The sequence below is a fragment of the Collinsella bouchesdurhonensis genome, from assembly GCF_900155365.1.
GTDB classification, from domain to species: Bacteria; Actinomycetota; Coriobacteriia; order Coriobacteriales; family Coriobacteriaceae; genus Collinsella; species Collinsella bouchesdurhonensis.
Map to the genome: position 1 here is coordinate 15,354 of NZ_LT699738.1, position 20,675 is coordinate 36,028.

General features: G+C 58.9%; 20 protein-coding genes. 5 read left to right on the forward strand and 15 right to left on the reverse strand.

All coding sequences use genetic code 11. The features are described 5' to 3' along the window. Positions 1 to 136: 136 nt before the first annotated feature. From groL to BQ9843_RS00695, 3 genes are all read right to left on the reverse strand, one after another. Positions 137 to 1,774, reverse strand: a complete 1,638-nt coding sequence (groL, locus tag BQ9843_RS00685) for a chaperonin GroEL (RefSeq protein WP_075843491.1) — start codon at positions 1,772 to 1,774, stop codon at positions 137 to 139. Between the two features lie 82 nt (positions 1,775 to 1,856). Continuing rightward, positions 1,857 to 2,144 carry a co-chaperone GroES gene (gene groES / locus BQ9843_RS00690; protein WP_022386710.1) on the reverse strand — a complete coding sequence of 96 codons (288 nt, stop codon included), beginning with the start codon at positions 2,142 to 2,144 and terminating at the stop codon, positions 1,857 to 1,859. A 522-nt stretch (positions 2,145 to 2,666) separates the two neighbouring features. Further along, complete coding sequence (locus BQ9843_RS00695; RefSeq protein ID WP_326844815.1) at positions 2,667 to 4,328, reverse strand: amidohydrolase; 1,662 nt, start codon at positions 4,326 to 4,328, stop codon at positions 2,667 to 2,669. A 146-nt stretch (positions 4,329 to 4,474) separates the two neighbouring features. On the opposite strand from BQ9843_RS00695, the gene BQ9843_RS00700 reads away from it, so the two are divergent. Beyond that, positions 4,475 to 5,911 carry a M20 family metallopeptidase gene (locus BQ9843_RS00700; protein WP_230205512.1) on the forward strand — a complete coding sequence of 479 codons (1,437 nt, stop codon included), beginning with the start codon at positions 4,475 to 4,477 and terminating at the stop codon, positions 5,909 to 5,911. Between the two features lie 131 nt (positions 5,912 to 6,042). Here BQ9843_RS00700 and BQ9843_RS00705 read toward each other — a convergent pair whose 3' ends face one another. The 8 genes from BQ9843_RS00705 to BQ9843_RS00740 all read right to left on the reverse strand — a co-directional run bounded on the left by BQ9843_RS00705 (position 6,043) and on the right by BQ9843_RS00740 (position 12,277). Continuing rightward, positions 6,043 to 7,320 carry a zinc-ribbon domain-containing protein gene (locus BQ9843_RS00705; RefSeq protein ID WP_075843493.1) on the reverse strand — a complete coding sequence of 426 codons (1,278 nt, stop codon included), beginning with the start codon at positions 7,318 to 7,320 and terminating at the stop codon, positions 6,043 to 6,045. A gap of 139 nt (positions 7,321 to 7,459) precedes the next feature. After that, complete coding sequence (locus BQ9843_RS00710; RefSeq protein WP_143327596.1) at positions 7,460 to 8,455, reverse strand: YitT family protein; 996 nt, start codon at positions 8,453 to 8,455, stop codon at positions 7,460 to 7,462. A 159-nt stretch (positions 8,456 to 8,614) separates the two neighbouring features. Beyond that, positions 8,615 to 9,070 (reverse strand): DUF2752 domain-containing protein, encoded by a 456-nt coding sequence (locus BQ9843_RS00715; protein WP_075843494.1) that lies wholly within the window; start codon positions 9,068 to 9,070, stop codon positions 8,615 to 8,617. Between the two features lie 9 nt (positions 9,071 to 9,079). After that, positions 9,080 to 9,739 (reverse strand): DUF4234 domain-containing protein, encoded by a 660-nt coding sequence (locus BQ9843_RS00720; RefSeq protein ID WP_022386716.1) that lies wholly within the window; start codon positions 9,737 to 9,739, stop codon positions 9,080 to 9,082. A 114-nt stretch (positions 9,740 to 9,853) separates the two neighbouring features. After that, a complete protein-coding gene (locus tag BQ9843_RS00725; protein WP_075843495.1) occupies positions 9,854 to 10,351 on the reverse strand; it encodes an Asp23/Gls24 family envelope stress response protein in 498 nt (165 codons plus the stop codon). Positions 10,352 to 10,371: 20 nt separating this feature from the next. Continuing rightward, positions 10,372 to 10,752 (reverse strand): DUF2273 domain-containing protein, encoded by a 381-nt coding sequence (locus BQ9843_RS08810; RefSeq protein WP_075843496.1) that lies wholly within the window; start codon positions 10,750 to 10,752, stop codon positions 10,372 to 10,374. After that, positions 10,745 to 11,287, reverse strand: a complete 543-nt coding sequence (locus BQ9843_RS00735; RefSeq protein ID WP_075843497.1) for an Asp23/Gls24 family envelope stress response protein — start codon at positions 11,285 to 11,287, stop codon at positions 10,745 to 10,747. The genes BQ9843_RS08810 and BQ9843_RS00735 overlap by 8 nt, the downstream gene beginning before the upstream one ends. Positions 11,288 to 11,470: 183 nt before the next feature. Next, a complete protein-coding gene (locus BQ9843_RS00740; protein ID WP_022386720.1) occupies positions 11,471 to 12,277 on the reverse strand; it encodes a YebC/PmpR family DNA-binding transcriptional regulator in 807 nt (268 codons plus the stop codon). Positions 12,278 to 12,489: 212 nt separating this feature from the next. Between BQ9843_RS00740 and BQ9843_RS00745 the strand changes: the two genes are divergently transcribed. Beyond that, a complete protein-coding gene (locus tag BQ9843_RS00745) occupies positions 12,490 to 12,963 on the forward strand; it encodes a deoxycytidylate deaminase (RefSeq protein ID WP_040219906.1) in 474 nt (157 codons plus the stop codon). A 98-nt stretch (positions 12,964 to 13,061) separates the two neighbouring features. Here BQ9843_RS00745 and lgt read toward each other — a convergent pair whose 3' ends face one another. Continuing rightward, a complete protein-coding gene (lgt, locus tag BQ9843_RS00750; RefSeq protein WP_022386722.1) occupies positions 13,062 to 13,883 on the reverse strand; it encodes a prolipoprotein diacylglyceryl transferase in 822 nt (273 codons plus the stop codon). Positions 13,884 to 14,024: 141 nt separating this feature from the next. Continuing rightward, on the reverse strand, positions 14,025 to 14,303 hold the full coding sequence (locus tag BQ9843_RS00755; RefSeq protein WP_022386723.1) for a NifU family protein: 279 nt from the start codon (positions 14,301 to 14,303) through the stop codon (positions 14,025 to 14,027). A 393-nt stretch (positions 14,304 to 14,696) separates the two neighbouring features. Here BQ9843_RS00755 and BQ9843_RS00760 point away from each other — a divergent pair, with 393 nt between their 5' ends. The 3 genes from BQ9843_RS00760 to BQ9843_RS00770 all read left to right on the forward strand — a co-directional run bounded on the left by BQ9843_RS00760 (position 14,697) and on the right by BQ9843_RS00770 (position 17,568). Beyond that, positions 14,697 to 15,686 carry an ABC transporter substrate-binding protein gene (locus tag BQ9843_RS00760; RefSeq protein WP_075843498.1) on the forward strand — a complete coding sequence of 330 codons (990 nt, stop codon included), beginning with the start codon at positions 14,697 to 14,699 and terminating at the stop codon, positions 15,684 to 15,686. Between the two features lie 171 nt (positions 15,687 to 15,857). Beyond that, the gene (locus BQ9843_RS00765; RefSeq protein WP_075843499.1) at positions 15,858 to 16,781 is read left to right on the forward strand and encodes an ABC transporter permease; all 924 of its coding nucleotides are present in this window, start codon (positions 15,858 to 15,860) and stop codon (positions 16,779 to 16,781) included. Further along, on the forward strand, positions 16,774 to 17,568 hold the full coding sequence (locus BQ9843_RS00770; RefSeq protein WP_022386726.1) for an ABC transporter ATP-binding protein: 795 nt from the start codon (positions 16,774 to 16,776) through the stop codon (positions 17,566 to 17,568). The genes BQ9843_RS00765 and BQ9843_RS00770 overlap by 8 nt, the downstream gene beginning before the upstream one ends. A 424-nt stretch (positions 17,569 to 17,992) precedes the next feature. On the opposite strand, the gene BQ9843_RS00775 is transcribed toward BQ9843_RS00770, so the two are convergent. Next, positions 17,993 to 19,381, reverse strand: coding sequence for a transglutaminase-like domain-containing protein (locus tag BQ9843_RS00775; protein ID WP_083647852.1), 1,389 nt, complete (start codon positions 19,379 to 19,381; stop codon positions 17,993 to 17,995). Between the two features lie 162 nt (positions 19,382 to 19,543). Then, positions 19,544 to 20,656, reverse strand: a complete 1,113-nt coding sequence (leuB, locus tag BQ9843_RS00780; protein ID WP_075843665.1) for a 3-isopropylmalate dehydrogenase — start codon at positions 20,654 to 20,656, stop codon at positions 19,544 to 19,546. Between the last annotated feature and the right edge of the window lie 19 nt (positions 20,657 to 20,675).

Below are 20,675 nucleotides of genomic sequence, written 5' to 3' on the forward strand. Positions count from 1 at the left end.
GCTCGCCCGATTTCAAGGGCGTAAACGCAGGAAGGCCCCGGGTTATTCTCCTGAGCGATTCCGCAGCCGCGAAGCGGCGAGGACCAGCGAAGGAGAAAACCCGGGGCCTTCCGATGGGAAGTCAAGCCCTTACGGCTTAGTACATGCCACCACCCTGCTGACCAGCAGTAGCAGCAGCGATAGCGTCCTCAAGCTGCGTGTTCTTGGGGACATCGGTGACAGTAGCCTCGGTGATGAGGATCAGGGAAGCAACGGAAGCAGCGTTTTGCAGCGTGACGCGGGAAACCTTAACCGGGTCAAGCACGCCCATCTCGATCATGTTGCCCCACTCGCCGGTAGCGGAGTTCAGGCCCTCGCCTGCAGGCAGAGTAGCGACCTTGTCGACCACGACAGCGCCCTCAAAGCCAGCGTTCTTGGCGATAGTGGCCACAGGAGCAGTCAGGGCCTTCTTGACGATGTCGACGCCGATCTTCTCCTCGGGATCGTCAACCTCAACCTTGTCGAGCGCAGGAGCAGCGTCCATGAAGGCCACGCCGCCGCCAGCGACGATACCCTCCTCAACGGCAGCGCGGGTTGCCTGCAGGGCGTCCTCGACGCGATGCTTGATCTCCTTGAGCTCGGTCTCGGTAGCAGCGCCAACCTTGATCACAGCAACGCCACCGGAGAGCTTGGCCAGACGCTCCTGGAGCTTCTCGCGGTCAAAATCGGAATCGGTGTGCTCAAGCTCGCCCTTGATCTGAGCGATGCGAGCATCGATGGCCTCCTTGGAACCAGCGCCACCCACGATGGTGGTGTTGTCCTTGGAAATGGTGACGGACTTGGCGGTACCGAGCATATCGGCAGTGATGTCGGCAACCTTGATACCCAGCTCATCGAGAGCAGCCTGGCCACCGGTGAGGACAGCGATATCCTCGAGCATGCGCTTACGACGGTCGCCGTAGCCCGGAGCCTTAACGGCGCAGACGTTGAGAGCGCCGCGAATCTTGTTGAGCACGAGCGTAGGCAGAGCCTCGCCCTCGACATCCTCGGCAATGATGAGCAGGCCCTTGCCGGTGCGCTGGACAGCCTCGAGAACAGGCATGATGTCCTGAACGTTGGAAATCTTCTGGTCGGTGATGAGGATGTACGGATCCTTCATCACGGCCTCCATGCGGTCGTTGTCCGTGACGAAGTAAGCGGAGACGTAACCCTTGTCGAACTGCATACCCTCAACAGTGTCGATGGTGATGTCAAAGGTCTGGGAATCCTCGACGGTGATAACGCCGTCCTTGCCCACAACCTCCATGGCCTGAGCGATCTTCTCGCCAACCTGCGGGTCGCCAGCAGAGATGGTGCCAACGGAAGCAATCTGATCCTTGGTCTCGACGGGCTTGGCCTGAGCCTTCATCTCGGCAACGGCAGCGTTGACAGCCTTGTCGATACCACGGCGGATGGCCAGCGGGTTAGCGCCAGCAGCAACGTTACGCAGACCGTCGTTGACGATAGCCTGAGCAAGCAGGGTTGCGGTGGTGGTGCCGTCACCCACGGTGTCGTTGGTCTTGGTAGCGACCTCCTTCACCAGCTGAGCGCCCATGTTCTCGATGTTGTCCTCGAGCTCGATCTCCTTGGCAACAGAAACACCATCGTTGGTGATGGTGGGGGCGCCATAGGAACGCTGAAGAGCAACGTAGCGACCCTTGGGTCCCATGGTAACGGTAACGGCATCGGCCAGAGTGTTGACGCCCTTGGCGAGCTTGGCGCGAGCGTCGGTGTTGAACGTGATGTTCTTAGCCATTGATTATTCCTCCAAAAGAAGTGACACCGCGCACGAACCCGAGTCATGACGGCGCGCGGTATAGATAAAATGTCCGAGAAAGCTACTCGACGACGGCGTAGATATCGTCGACACGCATCAGCAGGTAATCCTCGCCGTCGACCTTAACCTCGTTGCCACCAAACTTACCGTAGATGACAACGTCGCCTTCCTTGACATCCATGGGGATGCGCTCGCCCTTATCGTTGACCTTACCGGCACCCACGGCGACGATGGTGCCGCGCTGGGGCTTTTCCTGAGCGTTACTGGCGATGTACAGACCAGAAGCGGTCTTCTGCTCGGCTGCGTCCGGCTTGATGAGAACGCGATCTGCAAGCGGCTTCAAAGACATGCTTTGTTCCTCCTTTGTTGCCATGCGCCAAGACGTGCGCGATGGCCCTCTCTCGTTACGAACGGTATGAATAGTACCCAGCGATTCCAACTTATACAACGCAAATGCAAAAAATCTTATTTCTTGCCACTTAGATTTTATGAATCGCTCCAGACCAAGGCGAACAAGGGGTCGATGAGAGGTCCTCACCGGAAAATTCGTGCGCCAGAAATGCCCCGGGGCCGTCTTTTTGGTGTGCCTCGGCACATCTCGCGTCCACCCGAGGCACATCTCGCGTCCACCCGAGGCTCCTTTTAAAATGAGTGGCGGTAAAACGTGCATTTGGCCGCGTAATCACCGCATCTGCTCGCGCCCTCGCCGCATTTCCCCGCGTGATTACCAAAATGAGTGGCGGCAAATCGTGCATTTATAAATGAGTGGCGGATAATCAAACGAAATAATGCTGATTTGCCTCGTCAGACGTTCGAAAAACCGCCACTCATTTCAAAATGTCCGAAAAACCGCCACTCAATAGCGAAACATCTAGCGTTCGAACACGCAGGTGCCGCCCAGGTAGGTTGCGAGCACCTGCGTATCAAGAATCTCCTGCGGGTCAATCGCCGTAAGATCTTGATCGAGCACAATAAAATCAGCGTACTTGCCCACCTCGAGGCTTCCGAGGTTCTTCTCATCTCCTGCCGCATAGGCGCTACCGAGGGTGTAATTGCGAATCGCGCTCGCTGCCGAAATCTTCTCGTCGGCATGCCATCCGCCCTCAGGCCAGCGGCTCTGCGGATCTTGGCGTGTAACGGCCGTATAGATCACATGCATGCTGTCGATAACCGTGATGGGCGAATCTGTACCAAACGCCTGGCGAATACCGCGCTGCTCGTAGGTGGCAAACGGCCACATGATCTGAGCACGCTCCTCGCCAAGGTCGCGCTCGGGACCACCGGGGTCCAGCGTGATATGGCACGGCTGGCTTGACGCCACCACGTCGAGCTCGCGCAGGCGATCGATATCCTCGGCCAGAAGATTCTCCAGGTGCTCCAAGGTGTTGTGTCCATGCGTTGGCGCACCAAAACGCGCGCGCGCCTCCTCAAAGATATCGAGCGCAGCATGAATCGCGCCGTCACCAATCACGTGGATACGCACAGGCTCGCCTGCTTTTGCTGCAGCCAGCACCAACTCGCGCATGCGCTCGGCGGGAATCGTCAGGCGGCCGCGGTCGCCTGGGAAGCGTGGGTTGGAATACGGCTCGGTAAGAAACGCGGTATGCTCGCTCGAAACACCGTCGAAGAACTGCTTGAATCCCGGCGCCGAGAGTAACTCGTTGCCCTCGTAGCGACGCTGCAGCTCAAACAGACGAGATTGGTCGTCGAGCAATGTGGGGAACAAATGCGCGCGAACGCACAGGCGTCCCTCCTCCTGCAGTTTGTCGTATACATCGTCGCGAATAAAATCGCAGCCTGGCATGGGCATGAGCGACATGTCGCACATCGATGTGATGCCCTGCTCGGCCATGCGTTGCATCTGCTGAGCATATGCCTCGGCGATACGGTCCTCGCCCAACCACTCAAGACAGCGCGGAAGCAGCTGCATTGCGGCCGCCTCATGCGCAATACCCGTAAGCTCACCGTTCTCAAAGGTGTCAAAGCTGCCGCCCGCCGGAGGCTCGGTATCGGGCATCACGCCCAAAGCGTCGAGCGCGGCGCTGTTAAGCCAAAGCGTATGGCCATCACCCGAATACATCGCGCAGGGGCGATCGGGAAACGCACGGTCGAGCGAACACTTGGTAGGATGCTGGCGAGGAGTCCAGCGATAATCGCGCCAGCCCTGCGTTACCACCCAGGCATCTGCAGGGAGGTCGCGCGCAAATTCCACCGTACGCTCCACCAGGTCCTCTTCACTTTTGCCCATATACATAAGCATGTAGGGAGAACATCCCACGGCCGTATGGAAGAAATGCAAGTGTGCATCGTGAAAACCGGGACAGATAAAACGATCCCCGTAGTCGGTCACGGGCACGCCTGAAGGGGCCTCGGCAATAACGCGCTCGGGCTCCCCAATGGAGACGATGCGGCCATCGCGCATGTAAAAGGCAAGCTCTCGCGGCTCGTCAATACCATCTTCCGAGGTAAAGACACGTTTTGATCGAACAATCAGCTCGCTATGATCGGCGTTTCGCATCTGCATCAAGCTCATCTCTTCCCCTCTGCGGCAATCTCGCGCCATGTGGACACGGAATGCAGTGTACGCGCAATGAGCAAGCATCACTATACTTAAGAGGATGCAGCCGCAAAAAACGTCAAAGGGGCCAAAGAATGACGAAAACTCGCGCACAGCAAATCATGAGCGATAAAGATGCACGCACGCCACAGGAAGTGACTCAATGCATCCATGACATTGCCGCCGAGTTCGAGCCCTATATCATCAGGCAGCGTCGCCATTTCCATAAACACCCCGAGCCGAGCCTGGCCGAGGTGCGCACCACCTCCGACATCGCCAATCAGCTCGATGCCATGAACATCCCCTACGAGCGCCCGCTCAAAACCGGCCTCGTGGCGACCCTGCGCGGCACCGCCCCCGATGCCTACCGCGAGGACGGCACGCCGCGCCGCCGTATCCTGCTGCGCGCCGACATCGACGCCCTGCCCGTCACCGAGCAGACCGGCGAGGAATTCGCCAGTGTCAATGAAGGCTTTATGCATGCCTGCGGCCATGACTGCCATATCGCCATGATGCTTGGCACCTTGCAGATCTTGCGCCATATGACCGACGATATCCACGGCGAGATCCGCATCGTGTTCCAGCCCAGCGAGGAAAACGGCCAGGGTGCCAAGATGATGATCGGCACCGGTGTGTGCGAAGGCGTGGATGGCGCGTTTGCCATGCACATCTGGAGTGAAGTGGACGCCGGCACCGTAAGCTGCGAGCCGGGCCCGCGCATGGCCAACACCGACTGGTTCCGCGTCGATGTGCGCGGTACGTCGTGCCACGGCGCTATGCCTCAGCGCGGCCACGACGCCATCATGGTCGCCGCCGAGATCGTCAACGCGCTGCAGACCATCGTTGCGCGCGAGATCAGCCCGTACGAACCCGCCGTCGTGACCGTGGGAGAGCTTCACGGAGGCACCGCGCGCAACGTCATCGCCGGCTCTGCCTATCTCACCGGCACCGTGCGCACCTACAGCGAAGCCGCCCACAACGTGGTTCCCGACCACATCCGTCGTATCGTCGAGCATACCGCTGCCGCCCTGGGCGCCGAGGCCGAACTCACGGACTATACCATCGCCAACTACAAGGTCGAAAACGAGCCCGCAGCATCCGAACGCTGCCGAGGTGCCGTCGTCAAGCTCTTGGGCGAGGACGGCGTGGGTCATTACCGCGGCACGCTTTCGGGCGAAGACTTCTCCGAGTATCTGCGCCGCGTTCCCGGCATGCTCGCTTTCCTGGGCTGTCGTAACCCCGCCATTGGCGCTACATATGCCCAGCATTCATGCTTCTACAAGATTGACGAAACCGTGCTTGCCAAGGGCAGCATGCTCGCCGCTCAATACGCCATCGACTTTTTGACCGAGCCTACGCAAGCAGAGCTCGACGGCCCCGCTATCGCCGCGGTCGCCGAAACCAATCCCGATCTGGCCGCCAAACTTCGTTCCGCCAAAGCAACGGCCGCCGAGGCTCGCGACGCCGTACACGATGCGCACACTGCACGCCATGCCGCCATCAAGGGCATACGCGATGCACGTGCCGCCGCTCGTCGCGAGGAAGAACGCGACGAGTAGTCACTTCACTGTCATCCCGCAGTCATAGCCACATCGCGATGTCAAAGCGGGGGCGGACGTTTCGACACGTCCGCCCCCGCTCATTTTTCAAACTCTATTTCTACCCCGTCCCCAAATGGCAGGCGGCAGGGCTACTCGTCCTGCGGCTCCGCATCGGAGCTTAGCTCGGGCGCCGAATCAGGCTCGGGTTTCGGCGCAGATTCCGGGGCAGGCACAGGCGCGGGCGCAGGTACGGGCGCGGGTGCAGCTACGGGCGCAGGCGCGGGTGCGGAAGCAGGTACGGCACCCGGAGCGCTATAGCCAGAAGGGGCGGGCTTCTTCTCGAAGGGCAGCACAAAAGTCAGAACGTCGTCCTTGTCCTCGTCGGCCCACTCGCTTGCGTAGCGCGCCACCCAGTAGCCAACGGCACGATGCTTGAGCATCTTGCCAAAGACCGCGAGGAATACGGTGACGAATGCAATCAGCACCAGGAACAGCACGAGCATGACGCCGCCGCCGGCAACAATTGCCTCGATACCCCTGGGGCGGTAGTAGTAGCTGTATGCCCCAAACCCGGCAATGGCACCAAAGACGGCCGTCAAGATCCACGTGACAACGTTGGAGACCAGGCCCGTCAAAAATTCGGGAAGGAACGAAGCGCAGAACAGCTTGGTCTTATTGTTCTTAAAAGCCGCCCAAACCTTATCGAGCGAAAACGCACTCTCGACGCGACCGGTCACCGCAAAGTGCATTACGGCGATGTCGGCGAACATCTTAAAGAAAACCCCCAGGACCACCGTGACAATCAAGGCCAGGAAAAGCAGGCCAAGTGAGCCAAACAGCGCAGCCTCGAGCGCATAAGAGCCGTAATAAGAGTACGAGCCCGCGGCGCCGATTACCACGCCCTCCGCCAGCGAAAGCGCTACACCAATAACGGGAATGGCAGCGATGACCTCGAGCACGGCCGAGATAACGCTCGAAAAGACTCCGAGACCAAACGATGTGGAACGCATCAGCGGACGATCCATGCCGCCATCGATCTTAAGCGACAGATCGCGACCCCACTCGATGCCAAAACCCGCACCGCACACGCTCGCCACATAGGCGGCCAAAAAGCCGATAGCAGCTGCAATACCGCCGATAACGGGAATGAACAGCACGAGCACCGACACGACGCAGATAAGCGCCGGCAAAAAGGCAATCTGGCACACGCGTTGCAGCACGCCCGGAGTCTTGGTCATATCCTCAAACGCCTGGGCCGTGCAGCCCTTGGGCACATTCATGACAGGTTGGGGAACAAGCTGCTGAGGCTGAGGCTGCCCCTGAGGAACGGAGCTTACAGCGCCGGCATTAGGGGCGCCGCAAGCGCTGCAGAACTTGTCGTTATCGCCCATGGGAGCGCCACAATGCGAACAAAACATCGAAATCATCCCTTCGTATCTTGAGCGAATCACCTGGATCGCAAACGATATCTAGCATCATTATCACCCAACGTGAGGACAAATGCTCTTAGACAACGTATTTGCAACGCGCGGGACACTATTCGATTGCTAGATGAGTGCGCCTGCGTTAGTTCGTTCCACGAAAACCTTTGCCTACAATCTCGGAGCTGTCGACAATCGTGATAAAGGCACCCGGATCGATCTCGCGCGCATAGCGACGCAGCTGCACGGCCTCGCGTCTGCTTAGCACGCTCATAATCACTGTGACGCACTCGCCGGTAAATGCACCATACGCACGGCTGATTGTTGCCGTGCGATTGAGTTTTTGGACGATGAAGCGCTCAACCCGCTCCGGCTCCTTGCAAATCACCGTACAGACCTTGCGCAGATGGATGCTTTCAATCGCTTTGTCGACCACCAAGGTCTTGGCAAACAACCCCAGCACGCAATAAAGACCCACGCGCGGGCCGTATAAAAACGCCGCGATGACGACGATGCCGATATCGACATACAAAAGGGCGCGCCCAATTTCGAGCGTCATCCTGCGTTTAAGAATCATGGCGAGGATATCGGTGCCGCCCGTAGACGCGCCGATATCAAACACAATCGCGCTGCCCAGGGACGGCAAGATCACCGCAAAGCACAGATCAAGCCACATGTCCCCCGTCAGCGAAACCGTCGAAGGAATACAGAGCTCGAAGAGCGAAACGTATGCCGAAAGCGCAAAAGAGGCAAAGACACTCCAGAGAATCGCCCGGCGCTCAAGGAATATGAATCCCAAAACCACCAAGATGATGTTGAGAATCCACATGAAGACGCCCACGGGAAGCGTCGGTACCAGCGTAGACAGAATGACCGAAACGCCCGAAGTGCCGCCAAACGCAAAGTGATTGGGAGTCTTAAATGCAACGATGGCAAAGGCCGTAAGGATAAGACCGGCGTTGAGCTCGGCAAAAAAGCGCCAAAAGCCCGGCTCGGCAGAGCGGCGGCGCTCCATGCGCTCACCGCGCTCGATGTCCTCGGGACTCACCACTCGCTCCATCGGCTTCACCGGGGTATGGTGCATCGTGCTTGTCTTCGCATCCGCAGCAGCTTGAATCTGCCCATCGGGCATGGTGGACATACCCGTTCCTCTCCGCTTTTACGTTGCCGTCTTGGCACAACCGGAGAAAAACTAGCACGACTCGGCATAAGCGCCATCGGCTTAGACAGAGAAACGGCCAAGCGGCGCCGTTTTATCGAAGAGCGGCAGGGCGCAGCCAGTAAGCCAACGAATCCCTTGTTATGACAGTAACCCAAGCCATAAGGGACGCTGCAGATGGATGATGTCATCGTCAACGCCCGCGGGCACATGGCCGCAAAACAGCAGGCCAGCATCGTGCAGGGTCATCAATCTCCACAGCCACACGCCAACAAAAAGGACGATAAGCGCCCAGGCGATAATCCAGCACGCGCGCTTGGCCCCAGGAAAAAGCTCCTGCACCACCGGGACCGCAAACACCACGGGCACGCACCAAAACAGAGGATGGTATGCCAGCGCGGCATCAAAGTGACCGGTAAGAAACGCCAGCCAGGCACGTGTCATGCCACAGCCAGGGCACGGCACCCCGGTGACCGTGCGAATAATGCAGCCGATATCCGTTACATAGAGCAGCAACGTCACGCCCAGGAAGATACCCAGAAAAGAGAGGGCACGGCGAACCCAGCCCGCCGTGCCCTCTGGAAACGTCATACGCATAAGACCGAATTACGCACCCATACGTGCGTTGTATGCGGCAGCCATGGCGTTGGTGTTCTTGATGATGATGTTCATCGCAAAGATCGGGCCCAAACCGCACAGGAGCGCGCCGACGATCTGCCACATCAAAATGGTGGTGCCGTTCTCCTGGAACTGCAGACCATAACGCGGGGCGTTGGTCTGCATACGGTTGCCGATCTTGTAATACCACCAGTAGGCATAGAAGCCGCAGGTGACGATGGACAGCAGGATGAACTGCGCCAGGCCAGGTGTGGTCTCTCCGTCGTTTTGGCACATGACGTTCATATCACGAGCCAGTTCATACAGGAAGTACCACGAGTAGATGCCGCAGGTGACGATGGAGAGGATAATCCACATCGGCAGGCTGCGATCGGCCTGTATGGGCACAAACGGCATGCCGCCCCGCGGCGTAACAGGCGTCGGGGCGACGTACGGGTTGGAGTTCGTCTGATATGAGAAATCCTGCGGAGCCTGACCCGGCGTCGCAGAGGAATACGGACCGCTGTCACCAGTCGGAGCCGGAGTGTATACCGGCGCAGGCACGGGAGCCGGAGCAGAAGCGGGTGCAGAGCCAGCTACGGGCGAGCCGCACGAGGGGCAAAACTTAGCGCCATCTGCCAGCTTCTGGCCACAATTGCCACAGAACACGGTGAATCTCCTTCCAATGGGATTTCTTTCAACTCAACATCCTAACGCACTTCGATGCTTAGCAAACAGAATTTAGCCTCTTGTCCCATATTCAGGCGATACATTACCAATACGTCACTCTTCGCTGCCCTCGTACTCCTCGGGCGTCAAAACATCCTCGATGCGCAAATTGATGCCCGCGACCTCAAGACCGGTCATAGCGCCAAGGCGCTCGGTAACGCGCTCCTTGACCTCCTCAAAAATATCGGGAGCATATGCACCGTACTCAATGATCACAGAGATGTTCACAACAACGCGATTGTCGTCGGTGACCTCGACGCTCACGCCCTTGGTGAGATTCTCGGCGCCAAATTGCTCCTGCACAAAGTGCATGAGGTTGCCCTTCATGCCCAGCACATGAGGCACCTCGCGCGTGGCCATTGCCACGATCTTCTCGATCACGCCATTGGAATAGGTGAGCGAATCTTCAGACTCGACGAGTTCCTCGTCATCGTCATCGGCATCGGCATCCACCGTCACGGCGGCGCCATCCTCGGGCTCAGCTGCCACCGCGACAAACTCCTCAACCTGATCTTGCGTATCCTCGCTGTTGGTCTGCTCAATCTCCGCCATGTGATACTCCTGCCTTGGCCTTAGTGCCTGTCAAATAACTTGCCAAAAAAGTTGACGATCGCGTTATCGCCGTCGCGAACTTGCCCCAGCGTGGCTCCCACAAACACAAAAACCGCGATGACGATCGTGTTCCATAGGCCCAAGATCAAGATGAGCGCCGCGAGCACAAAGCCGATGAATCCGTACAAAACCGTATGGGGATGCGAACGCGCATAACGCCGCATGAGCATGCCCAATCCGCGGATGAATCCCGCTGCCTCGTGAAAATCGATTTCGTCATCTACGGGCTCAGAGCCATTGGCCGTCTGCGATCCTGGCGCACCGGCCCTCGCCTCGTCCTGGGACTCGATGGTCAAGCGAGGCTTGGACGCCTTAGACGTTTGCTTGCCGGGTTTACTCACGAGTAACCTCCTGAGTCGTAATCGTGGTCTTGCTGGGAAGGAAGCGCACGCGCACGGTTGCGCCCGCAGCGCCGAGCATAGTGTCGAGCGCACGAGTCACGCGCCCCTGGATACGCTGCGCGCGCTCGGTCAGGTTGTCTCTGCCAAGTGCGATGGCGTCGATATGAACGCGCACCTGATCGGCATCGCGACCGATCACGCGGCCCTCGACCGACTCGATAAGCGCCGTAGGGTCTTGTGCTGCCGAGCGCGCCACCGATTCGATGGCGGCAAGGCTCACCTCGATATCGGGATTCGCCTGCGGATGCACGCACGTCACGACACGGCGGTGCGCCATCATGCGAATCGTCGCAGCCAGAGTACCCAAACCCAAGATGACCATGCACACGAGCAAAACGATACGCACCGCGGGCTTTTGGAACAAGACCTCAATGTTGCGTGCCGCGGGCGAAAAGAGATAGCCAGCGAACATGGCAATGACCAAGGCACCTGAAAGCAGGTAGATAAGCGCGAGAATTCTTCTCAGTGCTCGCATGCCCTGTTCCTTTCGTCCAATAGCTCAACAGCCTTAAGGCTTTCGTATACCCGTATGTCCCGCGCGCGTTGCACGCCTCAACAACTCTTTAAGAATAAACGAATCGGGCCGGGTCTGTGTGATTTACACAGACCCGGCCCGATAACAATCCTGTCACATTGTGCAACGGCGCAACAGCTCCTGCTACTCCTCCTCGAGGGCGGCAATGACCTCGTCGGTCATGTCCATGGTGTGGTACACATCCTGGACGTCGTCGAGCTCCTCAAGGCGGTCAACCAGACGCTGGACCTTCTTGGCGTCGGCGCCGGAAACCTCGGTCGGGGTGGTGGGGACCATGGTAAGCTCGGAACCCTTGACCTCGATGCCCTGGGCAGCAAGAGCCTTGGAAACAGCCATCAGGTCGCCGGGGTTGGTCCAAACGATCCACTCGTCGCCAGCGTCCTCGTAGTCCTCGCCGCCGGCCTCGGCCACGGCCATCATGAACTCGTCCTCGTCACCAGCAGCGCCGTTGGCGATCATGGTCTCCTTCTTGGCGTTGGGGTCGAGGATCTCCTTGACAACAACAACCTGACCCTTGCGCTCGAACTGGAAGGAAACGGAACCGGAAGTACCCAGGTTGCCGCCGGCATGAGAGAAGGCGGAGCGAACATCGGCAGCCGTGCGGTTGCGGTTGTCGGTCAGGCACTCAACGTAAACAGCGACGCCTGCGGGACCGTAGCCCTCATAGGAGATGCTCTCGTAAACGGCAGCGTCGGCACCGGCACCAAAGGCCTTGTCGATAGCAGACTTGATCTTGTCCTTGGGCATGGACTGAGCCTTTGCCTTGTCGACAGCGGCAGCAAGGGAAGCGTTGTTCTCGGGGTTGGGATCGTTACCCAGGCGAGCGGCAACGGTGATGTTACGGCTCAGCTTGGAGAACAGGGCAGAACGCTTGGCGTCCTGAGCGCCCTTACGATGCTTGGTAGTGGCCCACTTAGAGTGTCCGGACATTCGAGTCTCCTTCTACACGATCACACCCGCGCGGGTGCATCGCGCGAGGATTGCAAACATACGGAATGCATGATATACCACGCGGCGGGCGCGATAAAGTCTCCTCTTTTTGCCTGCACGCAATCGCTACGCACAAGGCGGCACTCCGAGCGATATAGAGAGCCATCACAATGGCTATACTGTGGTGCAATGCAAAGCCGAAAGGAGCACCCATGCCATCAGCTAAGCGCCAAAACGTCATCAGTTGGGACGAGTTCTTCATGCGCGTGGCAATTGCCGCACAGCTTAGGAGCAAAGATCCCAATACGCAGGTGGGCGCTTGCATTGCAAGCACCAACCACCGCATCCTCTCGGTGGGCTATAACGGGACGCCCTCTGCCCTCAACGACGACGATTTTCCCTGGGGCACCTCGGACGACCCGCTCGAGGACAAGCACAACTACGTGGTGCACGCCGAGGCAAACGCCGTGCTTAACTACCGCGGCAGCCTGCGCGACCTTGAGGGCTCCACGGTCTACGTGACGCTCTTTCCCTGCCATGATTGTGCGAAGATCCTCGCGCAGGTGGGTATCGGCGAAGTGGTCTACCTCGACAACAAATACGCCGATACCGACGACGGACGCATCAGCCGCCGCATTCTCGATTCCTGCGGCATCACCTACCGGCAGGTTCTTGTCGACGCATAGTCACAACGACGCCTCGCACCCATCGAATCCGACGGTTGCGAGGCGTTTCTATCACACGGCAACGGCTCCATACCATGGCAGCCTCACCGTTTCTCTCACTATTTCTCCAGGTAATCGCATTGCGGGCGCGCCTTGCGCTGCGCGTAGACGATAAGTACCGCGCCCGCCACCACAAGTGGCAGGGAAAGCAATTGGCCCATGGTTATAACGCCGCCCAAGAGATATCCCAGCTGGGCATCGGGCACGCGCACAAACTCGATCAGAAACCGCACGATACCGTAGCCCATCACAAAAACGCCCATGAACGTGCCCTGCGGCAACACAGGTTTGCGACGGCTCAGAATCTGCAGCACGCAAAAGAGCACAATGCCCTCGAGCAGGGCCTCGTAAAGCTGGGACGGATGCCGCGGCATCGTGCCCGCAGCGCCGCCAAAGACCACGCCCCATGGCAGATCGGTGGGCTTGCCCCACAGCTCACCGTTCACAAAGTTCGCAAAGCGGCCGAGCATGAGAGCGAGCGGGGCCCCGCATACCGCGAGGTCGGCAACGGTCCATGCCGAGATCTTGTAGATGCGGCATGCGATGGTTCCACCCACGATGCCGCCCACCAGGCCGCCATGAAAGCTCATACCGCCCTCGTTGACGGCAAAGACCTCGAGCGGATGCGCCAGGTAGTAGCCGTCACCATAAAAGACAACGTAGAACAGGCGTGCGCCGATAATCAGGCCAAAGACCACGCCTACAACCACGCTTACCAGGTCATCAATCGTCAGATTAAGGCCCCAGCGTCGCTGCGTGCGATACATCACCACGCCCGTGATGATAGCCCCCACGATATAGGCGATTCCGTACCAGTAGATAGTAATGGGACCGGCCGATATCGCCACGGGGTCCAAGCTTTGATACAACTCGTTGAGCACGATGTCCTCTTGTCTTTTGCTGTCGCCAGATACGTCGCCGTTATACCAAGCGGGCGCCCGCTTAATGCGAACGCCCGCGACTTACATGTGCCCGCAGCCCCTTACGGGAGTGAGCGCAAATCGAATCAAATCGCCGTCGTCTTAGAACGGCTCGTACTCGTCCAACATGTCTGCGGCCTCGCCGGGAAGATTGGTGGCGACAACGCGCGTGACACCGGGCACGTGCTCCTTCAAAACGCGCTCAATACCCATGGAGAGCGTGAGCTGGCTCATGGGGCAGCCGGCGCAAGCACCTTGCAGCTCCAACGACACCACGCCGTCCTCGTCAACACCAACGTACTCGAGGTCACCGCCATCGGCCTGAAGGTTAGGGCGAATCTCGTCGAGGACCTTCTTGAGATATTCTTCGTCAACAGCCACAGGGGCTCCTTTCGTCTTGATATCTTGATACCCTGCGCTGGCGCTCATGCCGCCGGCGCTCATGCATCATATGCACTCATATAGTACATGCTTGCAGACCCATGCGCGAGGTCACGCTCGGCACCGGTTTGTGATTCTCCGCCATTTTTCATAGAGCGGAAATGTCCGCGGCAACAGTCGTGTACCCAAAAATAAACACCCATCACCTTGAAGATTAACAATTGGTAACAAACGCTCAACCGTTGACCTTTGTTTCCACGCTATTGAGCACGTATACGTATGATATTGAACATCGCACGCAGTATCTTAAGCGTTATGCGCGCTGCGGTCGGACGGCACGAATAAACAGCGCGCCCAACAGCTTTGATCAACGACTTGAAAGGGTTGATTACCATGGCGAACATCAGCAGAAGGAACTTCATCGCCAGCGCCGGCCTGCTCCTGGCGGGCACGCTTGTGGGCTGCGGCTCAAACGGCTCCTCCACCGGCAGCGCCGCCGGCTCTGCAGCATCTGGCACCACCTACACCATTGGCGTGATTCAGCTCACCGAGCACAGCGCGCTCGACGCCGCCAACAAAGGTTTTGTCGAGGCCCTCAAGAAAAGCGGCCTGAACGTCAAGTTCGACCAGCAAAACGCCCAAAACGACCAGTCTGCCTGCCAGACCATCAGCTCTAAGTTCGTGAGCGACGGCGTCGACCTCATTTACGCGATCGCCACGCCCGCCGCACAGGCAGCCGCGGCAGCGACTACCGATATCCCCATCGTGGGTTGCGCCATCACCGACTACGCCGCCTCCGGCCTCGTGCAGGATAACGACAAGCCCGGCACCAACGTCACCGGCGCCTCCGACCTCACCCCGGTCGCCGAGCAGCTCGAGATGATGCAGAAGGTGCTGCCCGACGTTAAAAAGGTCGGCCTGCTCTACTGCACCGCCGAGTCCAACTCCGACGTCCAGATCAAGGCCGCTAAGGCGGAGCTCGACAAGCTCGGCATCGAGTACGCCGACTTCACCGTCTCCAGCTCCAATGAGATTCAGTCCGTGGTCGAATCTGCCGTGGGCAAGGTCGATGCGCTCTACTCCCCCACCGACAACACCATCGCCGCGGGCGCCGCGCAGGTCGGCCAGATCTGCAAGGAGAACAAGCTTCCGTTCATCGCTGGCGAGGAAGGCATGTGCAACGCCGGTGGCCTGTTCACCCTCTCCATCAACTACAAGGATCTGGGCAGCGCCGCAGGCAAGATGGCCATCAAGATCTTGAAGGGCGAGGCCAAGCCCGAGGATATGCCCATCGAGCACCTTTCCGCCAAGAGCCTCGTCGTCGTAAAGAACGATGAGATGGCAAAGGCCATCGGCGTCGATCTTTCCGCCCTCGACGCATAAGGTCCGGCGGTTAGCTCGAGCCTGCGCTTGTCACTCTCCGCGCCGCGACGCGCCCGTCCATGGGTCCGTTGCGGCGTCTTTGATATCCCACGCTATTATCTAACGGTATTTGTATTTTGAGCGCACTCCCCCGGCGGGAACGCTCCGACGTCACATAAGGAGGCACATCGCATGTCCGTCGCATTGCAGGGCGCCATCTCACAAGGCATCCTCTGGGGCATCATGGTGCTCGGCGTGTTCATCACGTTCCGTCTGCTCGACATCCCCGATATGACCGTAGACGGCAGCTTCGCCCTGGGCGGAAGTGTCGTGGCGGTGCTTATCGTCAACGCACATGTTCATCCCGCTGTAGCCATTCTTGCCGGCATGATTGCAGGCGGCCTGGCTGGAGCCATCACGGGCGTTCTCACCACGGTGTTCGAGATTCCCGCCATCCTCGCGGGTATTCTCACCCAGATCTCGCTGTGGTCCATCAACTTGCGCATCATGGGCAAGTCCAACACCCCGCTTCTAGCCAACGACACGATCTTCTCCGACGCGTCCAGGCTAACGGGGCTGCCCCAAAGCACCGTATCGGCTCTTATGGGCATCATCATCGCCATTGTCATCGTGGCCGTGCTCTACTGGTTCTTTGGAACCGAGATCGGTTCTGCCCTGCGCGCCACTGGCAACAACGAGGACATGATTCGCGCGCTTGGCGTCAACACGAACCGCACCAAGATGATCGCCCTCGTGCTCTCCAACGCACTCGTGGGCCTTGCAGGCGGCCTTATCTGCCAGAGCCAGAAGTACGCCGATATCGGCATGGGCACCGGCGCCATCGTCATCGGCCTTGCCGCCATCGTTATCGGTGAGGTCCTGGGACGTCTGCTGCCCGGCGGCCTCACCAAGTTCGGCGCGCGCCTGGCAGCCGCCGTCGTGGGCTCTGTGGTCTACTTCCTTATCCGCGCCTTCGTGCTGCAGATGGGCATGGACGCCAACGACATGAAGCTGCTCTCGGCTGTCATCGTCGTGCTTGCGCTGTGCATCCCCGTTGTTTGGGAGAAGTACAAACTGCGCAGCTCTTACTCGAGGGGAGATGATCAGGATGCTTAAGCTCTCCCGCGTCAAGAAGACGTTCAACAAGGGCACCGTCACCGAGAAGCGCGCCCTCACCGGTGTTGACCTTGTCCTCAACGACGGCGACTTCGTTACTGTGATCGGCGGCAACGGCGCCGGCAAGTCCACGCTGCTCAATATGATCGCCGGTGTATATCCTCTCGACTCGGGCGTAATCGAGCTCGACGGTAAAGACATTTCGCGCATGACCGAACCCCAACGCGCCAAGTACCTGGGCCGCGTGTTCCAAGACCCTATGCGTGGCACTGCCGCCGACATGCAGATCGTCGAGAACCTGGCACTCGCCAAGCGCCGCGGCCTGCATCGCGGTCTTGCCTGGGGCGTCACCAAGGAGGAAAAAGCTGAGTTCCCGGCACTCCTTAAGAAGCTCGACTTGGGCCTCGATACGCGCATGGAAGCTAAGGTCGGTCTGCTTTCGGGCGGACAGCGTCAGGCCCTCACCCTGTTGATGGCCACCCTCACACAGCCCAAGCTGCTGCTGCTTGACGAGCACACCGCAGCGCTTGACCCCAAAACTGCATCCAAGGTCCTCAATCTCACCGAAGAGATCGTCGCCGAGAACAATCTCACCACGCTGATGGTCACGCACAATATGAACGATGCCATCCGCTTGGGCAACCGCCTCATCATGATGCACGAGGGCCACGTTATCTACGACGTTGCCGGCGAAGAAAAGAAATCGCTCACCGTTCCCGACCTGCTACAGAAGTTCGAAGAGGTCAGCGGTGGCGAATTCGCTAACGACCGCATGCTATTGAGCTAATTCAAGCGCACATGTGCGTCTGCAAAGGACCGCGATTCTAAACAGCCTGTTTTACGGGGCGCCGAAGCTAATTCGGTGCCCCGTTTTTAGTAGCTCGTTTCAAAACTCTTCGAAGTGCGTACCCTAAACTAAAATTGCCGAGTAGACCCTTCTATTCGCGTGATAAAAGCCAAGGATTACAGAGGGTTAAATAATTTGTATACTCAGCCCTTTTGATTTAGGGTACGCACTTCGAATTGTTTTATTGAAGTAGCATTTTACAAGGGCATTAAGCTTTTTAGTTTTGCGACAGACTGCCGTGAAATGCCCATTATCTTTTGCATGGTCGCAGAGCGCGCGGGCCCCACCGCCAAAAAACGCCGCAGCGGCTCCCGAAAAAACGAAGAGCCGCTGCGGCAGCACTTAAAATCGCGAAAGCTACTGGCTAGAGGGTTTCCATAGTCGCCGTGACCTCGGCCTCGCGGTCGTACGACGTCATGCCGACGCCGTCCACGCACAGCTCGCCCATCTGATTGTCAAAGGGATCGTCGCGCAATGCTGGGTCGGCAGGCGTGAGCGGAGCAAAGAAGCGCGCATTGGCGGGCATGCGCCAGGGCCCCAGATTTCCAAAATAGAAATGCCTGCGGGCGTCGTCCCCCTCGCGGCGCGCCGCGGAGCCAAAGGAGCAATCGGCCCAAAGCCAGCCCAGGCCCTCAATGTAGAACATCGCCCAATCGTGGCAGCCCACCGAATCGGGCTTTACGTACAAACCGCTCTGCCAGCGTGCCGGCACACCGCCTAAGCGGCACAGCGTGATAAACGTGCAGGCAAACACGCCGCAATCGGCACGGCGAGAACGTGCACATGAATCCGCAATGCTATCCAGCAGCACGTAGGCCGGCTGATAACGGTAATCCACATTCTGCGTAACCCACAGATACGCCGCACGGGCGCGCTCGAGCATATCCTCAGCCGGAATATCTGCATAGAGACGCCCAGCGACCGAGCGAAGATACGGAGTAAACACCAGATGCGGCTCCTCGGCGGCAAGATCCTCTGGCGTAGGAGCGGGCGCGGGCGCAAACGGCGCGTCCCATACGGGAGCAACGGGATTGTCTGCCCACAGATCTACATAGGGAGCGCGAATGGTGTACTCATACTCGACAAAGAACGAACGCTCACCCTGCACATCCCAGTGGACCGTGCGCTGCGGCGCTGTCGCAGGCGCAACCTGCGCACCATCGGTTGCATCGACAAGCTTGATATCCGCCACCTGTTGACCGGAAGGATACGGAATCCATGCCATGACGTGCGTCTCGGGGTCCACATCAACATCCTTGCCCACGCTAAGCGTATGGCGCACGCGCACGCGGCGACAGGCGTATCCCTTTGAGCGCATCTCGTCGAGCACGGCGAGCTGATCTGCGCGATCGATTGGCGGACAAGCAAGACCCGGAACGTCATTAGGGTACAGACGCAGCGACTCCACACAACTTTGCAAGAAACGTTGCTCGCCGTCCACGTAACGCCAATCAAGACGCTCGTGATCGATAAGGGCATCCAGCTCGGCATCGCCAAACTCAGGCCACTCAGCGCGAATCTGCCCGATAACATCAGCGCGTGTCAAACAAAAATCGCGGCGCGTGCGCAGCAGGCGAGCATATTCCGCACGAAGGCAAGGCTCCATCTCGGGACGGTTCCCCATCTCGAGCTCCTCTTCGATAAGACGAAGCGCACGGTCATACTCCCCCGCGACGATAAAACGCGCGATATGCGGCGGCAGGCCATCGTTCAAATGGCGAAAATCGTCGTTCACGGTCACTACCTGCTGCATGGTGCCCCCACTCCAGTGCGGCGCCGCATCAGCGCCCACAACACGCGAGCCGGCGCCACCATTCCATACAGGCGTGCCGACTCCTCAATGCAATATGCCCAAACGCAAGGCACTCCGCTTGCCCGACCGAACATGCGGAGTGCCAACATTCTGGCTTCTAGCCTACGCCAAGGCTGCAACCACCTTGTCGCCCATATCGGCGGTACCGACGATCTTCTCGGCAGGCGTATCGGGATCGGCGATATCGCGCGTGCGCCAGCCCTCGTCGAGAACGCGCTCGACGGCCGCCTCGATCCATGCGGTCTCTTTGGTCATATCGAAGGCATAGGTGAGCATCATTGCCACCGAGAGAATCTGAGCGAGCGGGTTGGCAATCCCTTGGCCCGCGATATCGGGCGCGGAGCCAGCGCTGGGCTCAAAAAGCGACACGCCGTCGCCCAAACTTGCAGAAGCGAGCATACCGAGCGAACCCGTGATCTGCGCAGCCTCGTCGGAAAGGATGTCGCCAAACATGTTCTCGGTTACCACGACATCAAAGTCGGCAGGACGATTGATAAGCTGCATCGCGGTGTTGTCCACAAGCAGGTCCTCAAGCTCTACGTCTGCATACTCCTCGTCATGCACGCGATGAACTATCTCGCGCCACATGCGGGAGGTCTCGAGCACGTTGCGCTTATCGACGCTCGTCACCTTACCGCGACGCTTGCGTGCAGCCTCAAAGGCCTGGCGAGCAATGCGCTCGACCTCGTACTCGTGATACTCCATAACGTCCACCGCACGCTGGCCGGCTTCACCGTTTGCGCCAGCGCCCTGCTCGTCGTAGAAACGCTCATGGCTACCAAAGTAGATGCCACCCGTAAGCTCGCGCACGAGCACCATGTCAACACCCTTGATGACCTCTGGCTTAAGGGTGGAGGCGCCAGCAAGCGCGTCGTAAATCTTCACCGGACGAAGATTGGTGTAAAGCCCCAGAGCTTTGCGAATGCGCAGGAGACCTTGCTCGGGACGAGGAGCGTCTGAATCGGTCGAATCCCACTTGGGTCCGCCTACGCTCGCCAGCAAAACGGCGTCAGACGCCTGAGCGGCGGCAAGCGTGGCTTCGGGCAGCGGATCTGCGCACGCGTCGATCGCGGCTCCACCGATAAGCGCGTCCTCGCAAATAAACTCGACGCCGGCACGCGCCCCCACTGCGGCAAGAACCTTCTTGCCCTCAGCGATGACCTCGGGTCCAATGCCGTCGCCCGGCAGGGTGCATACCCTATAGCTCTTTTTCACGTTGCAACTCCAATCGAGG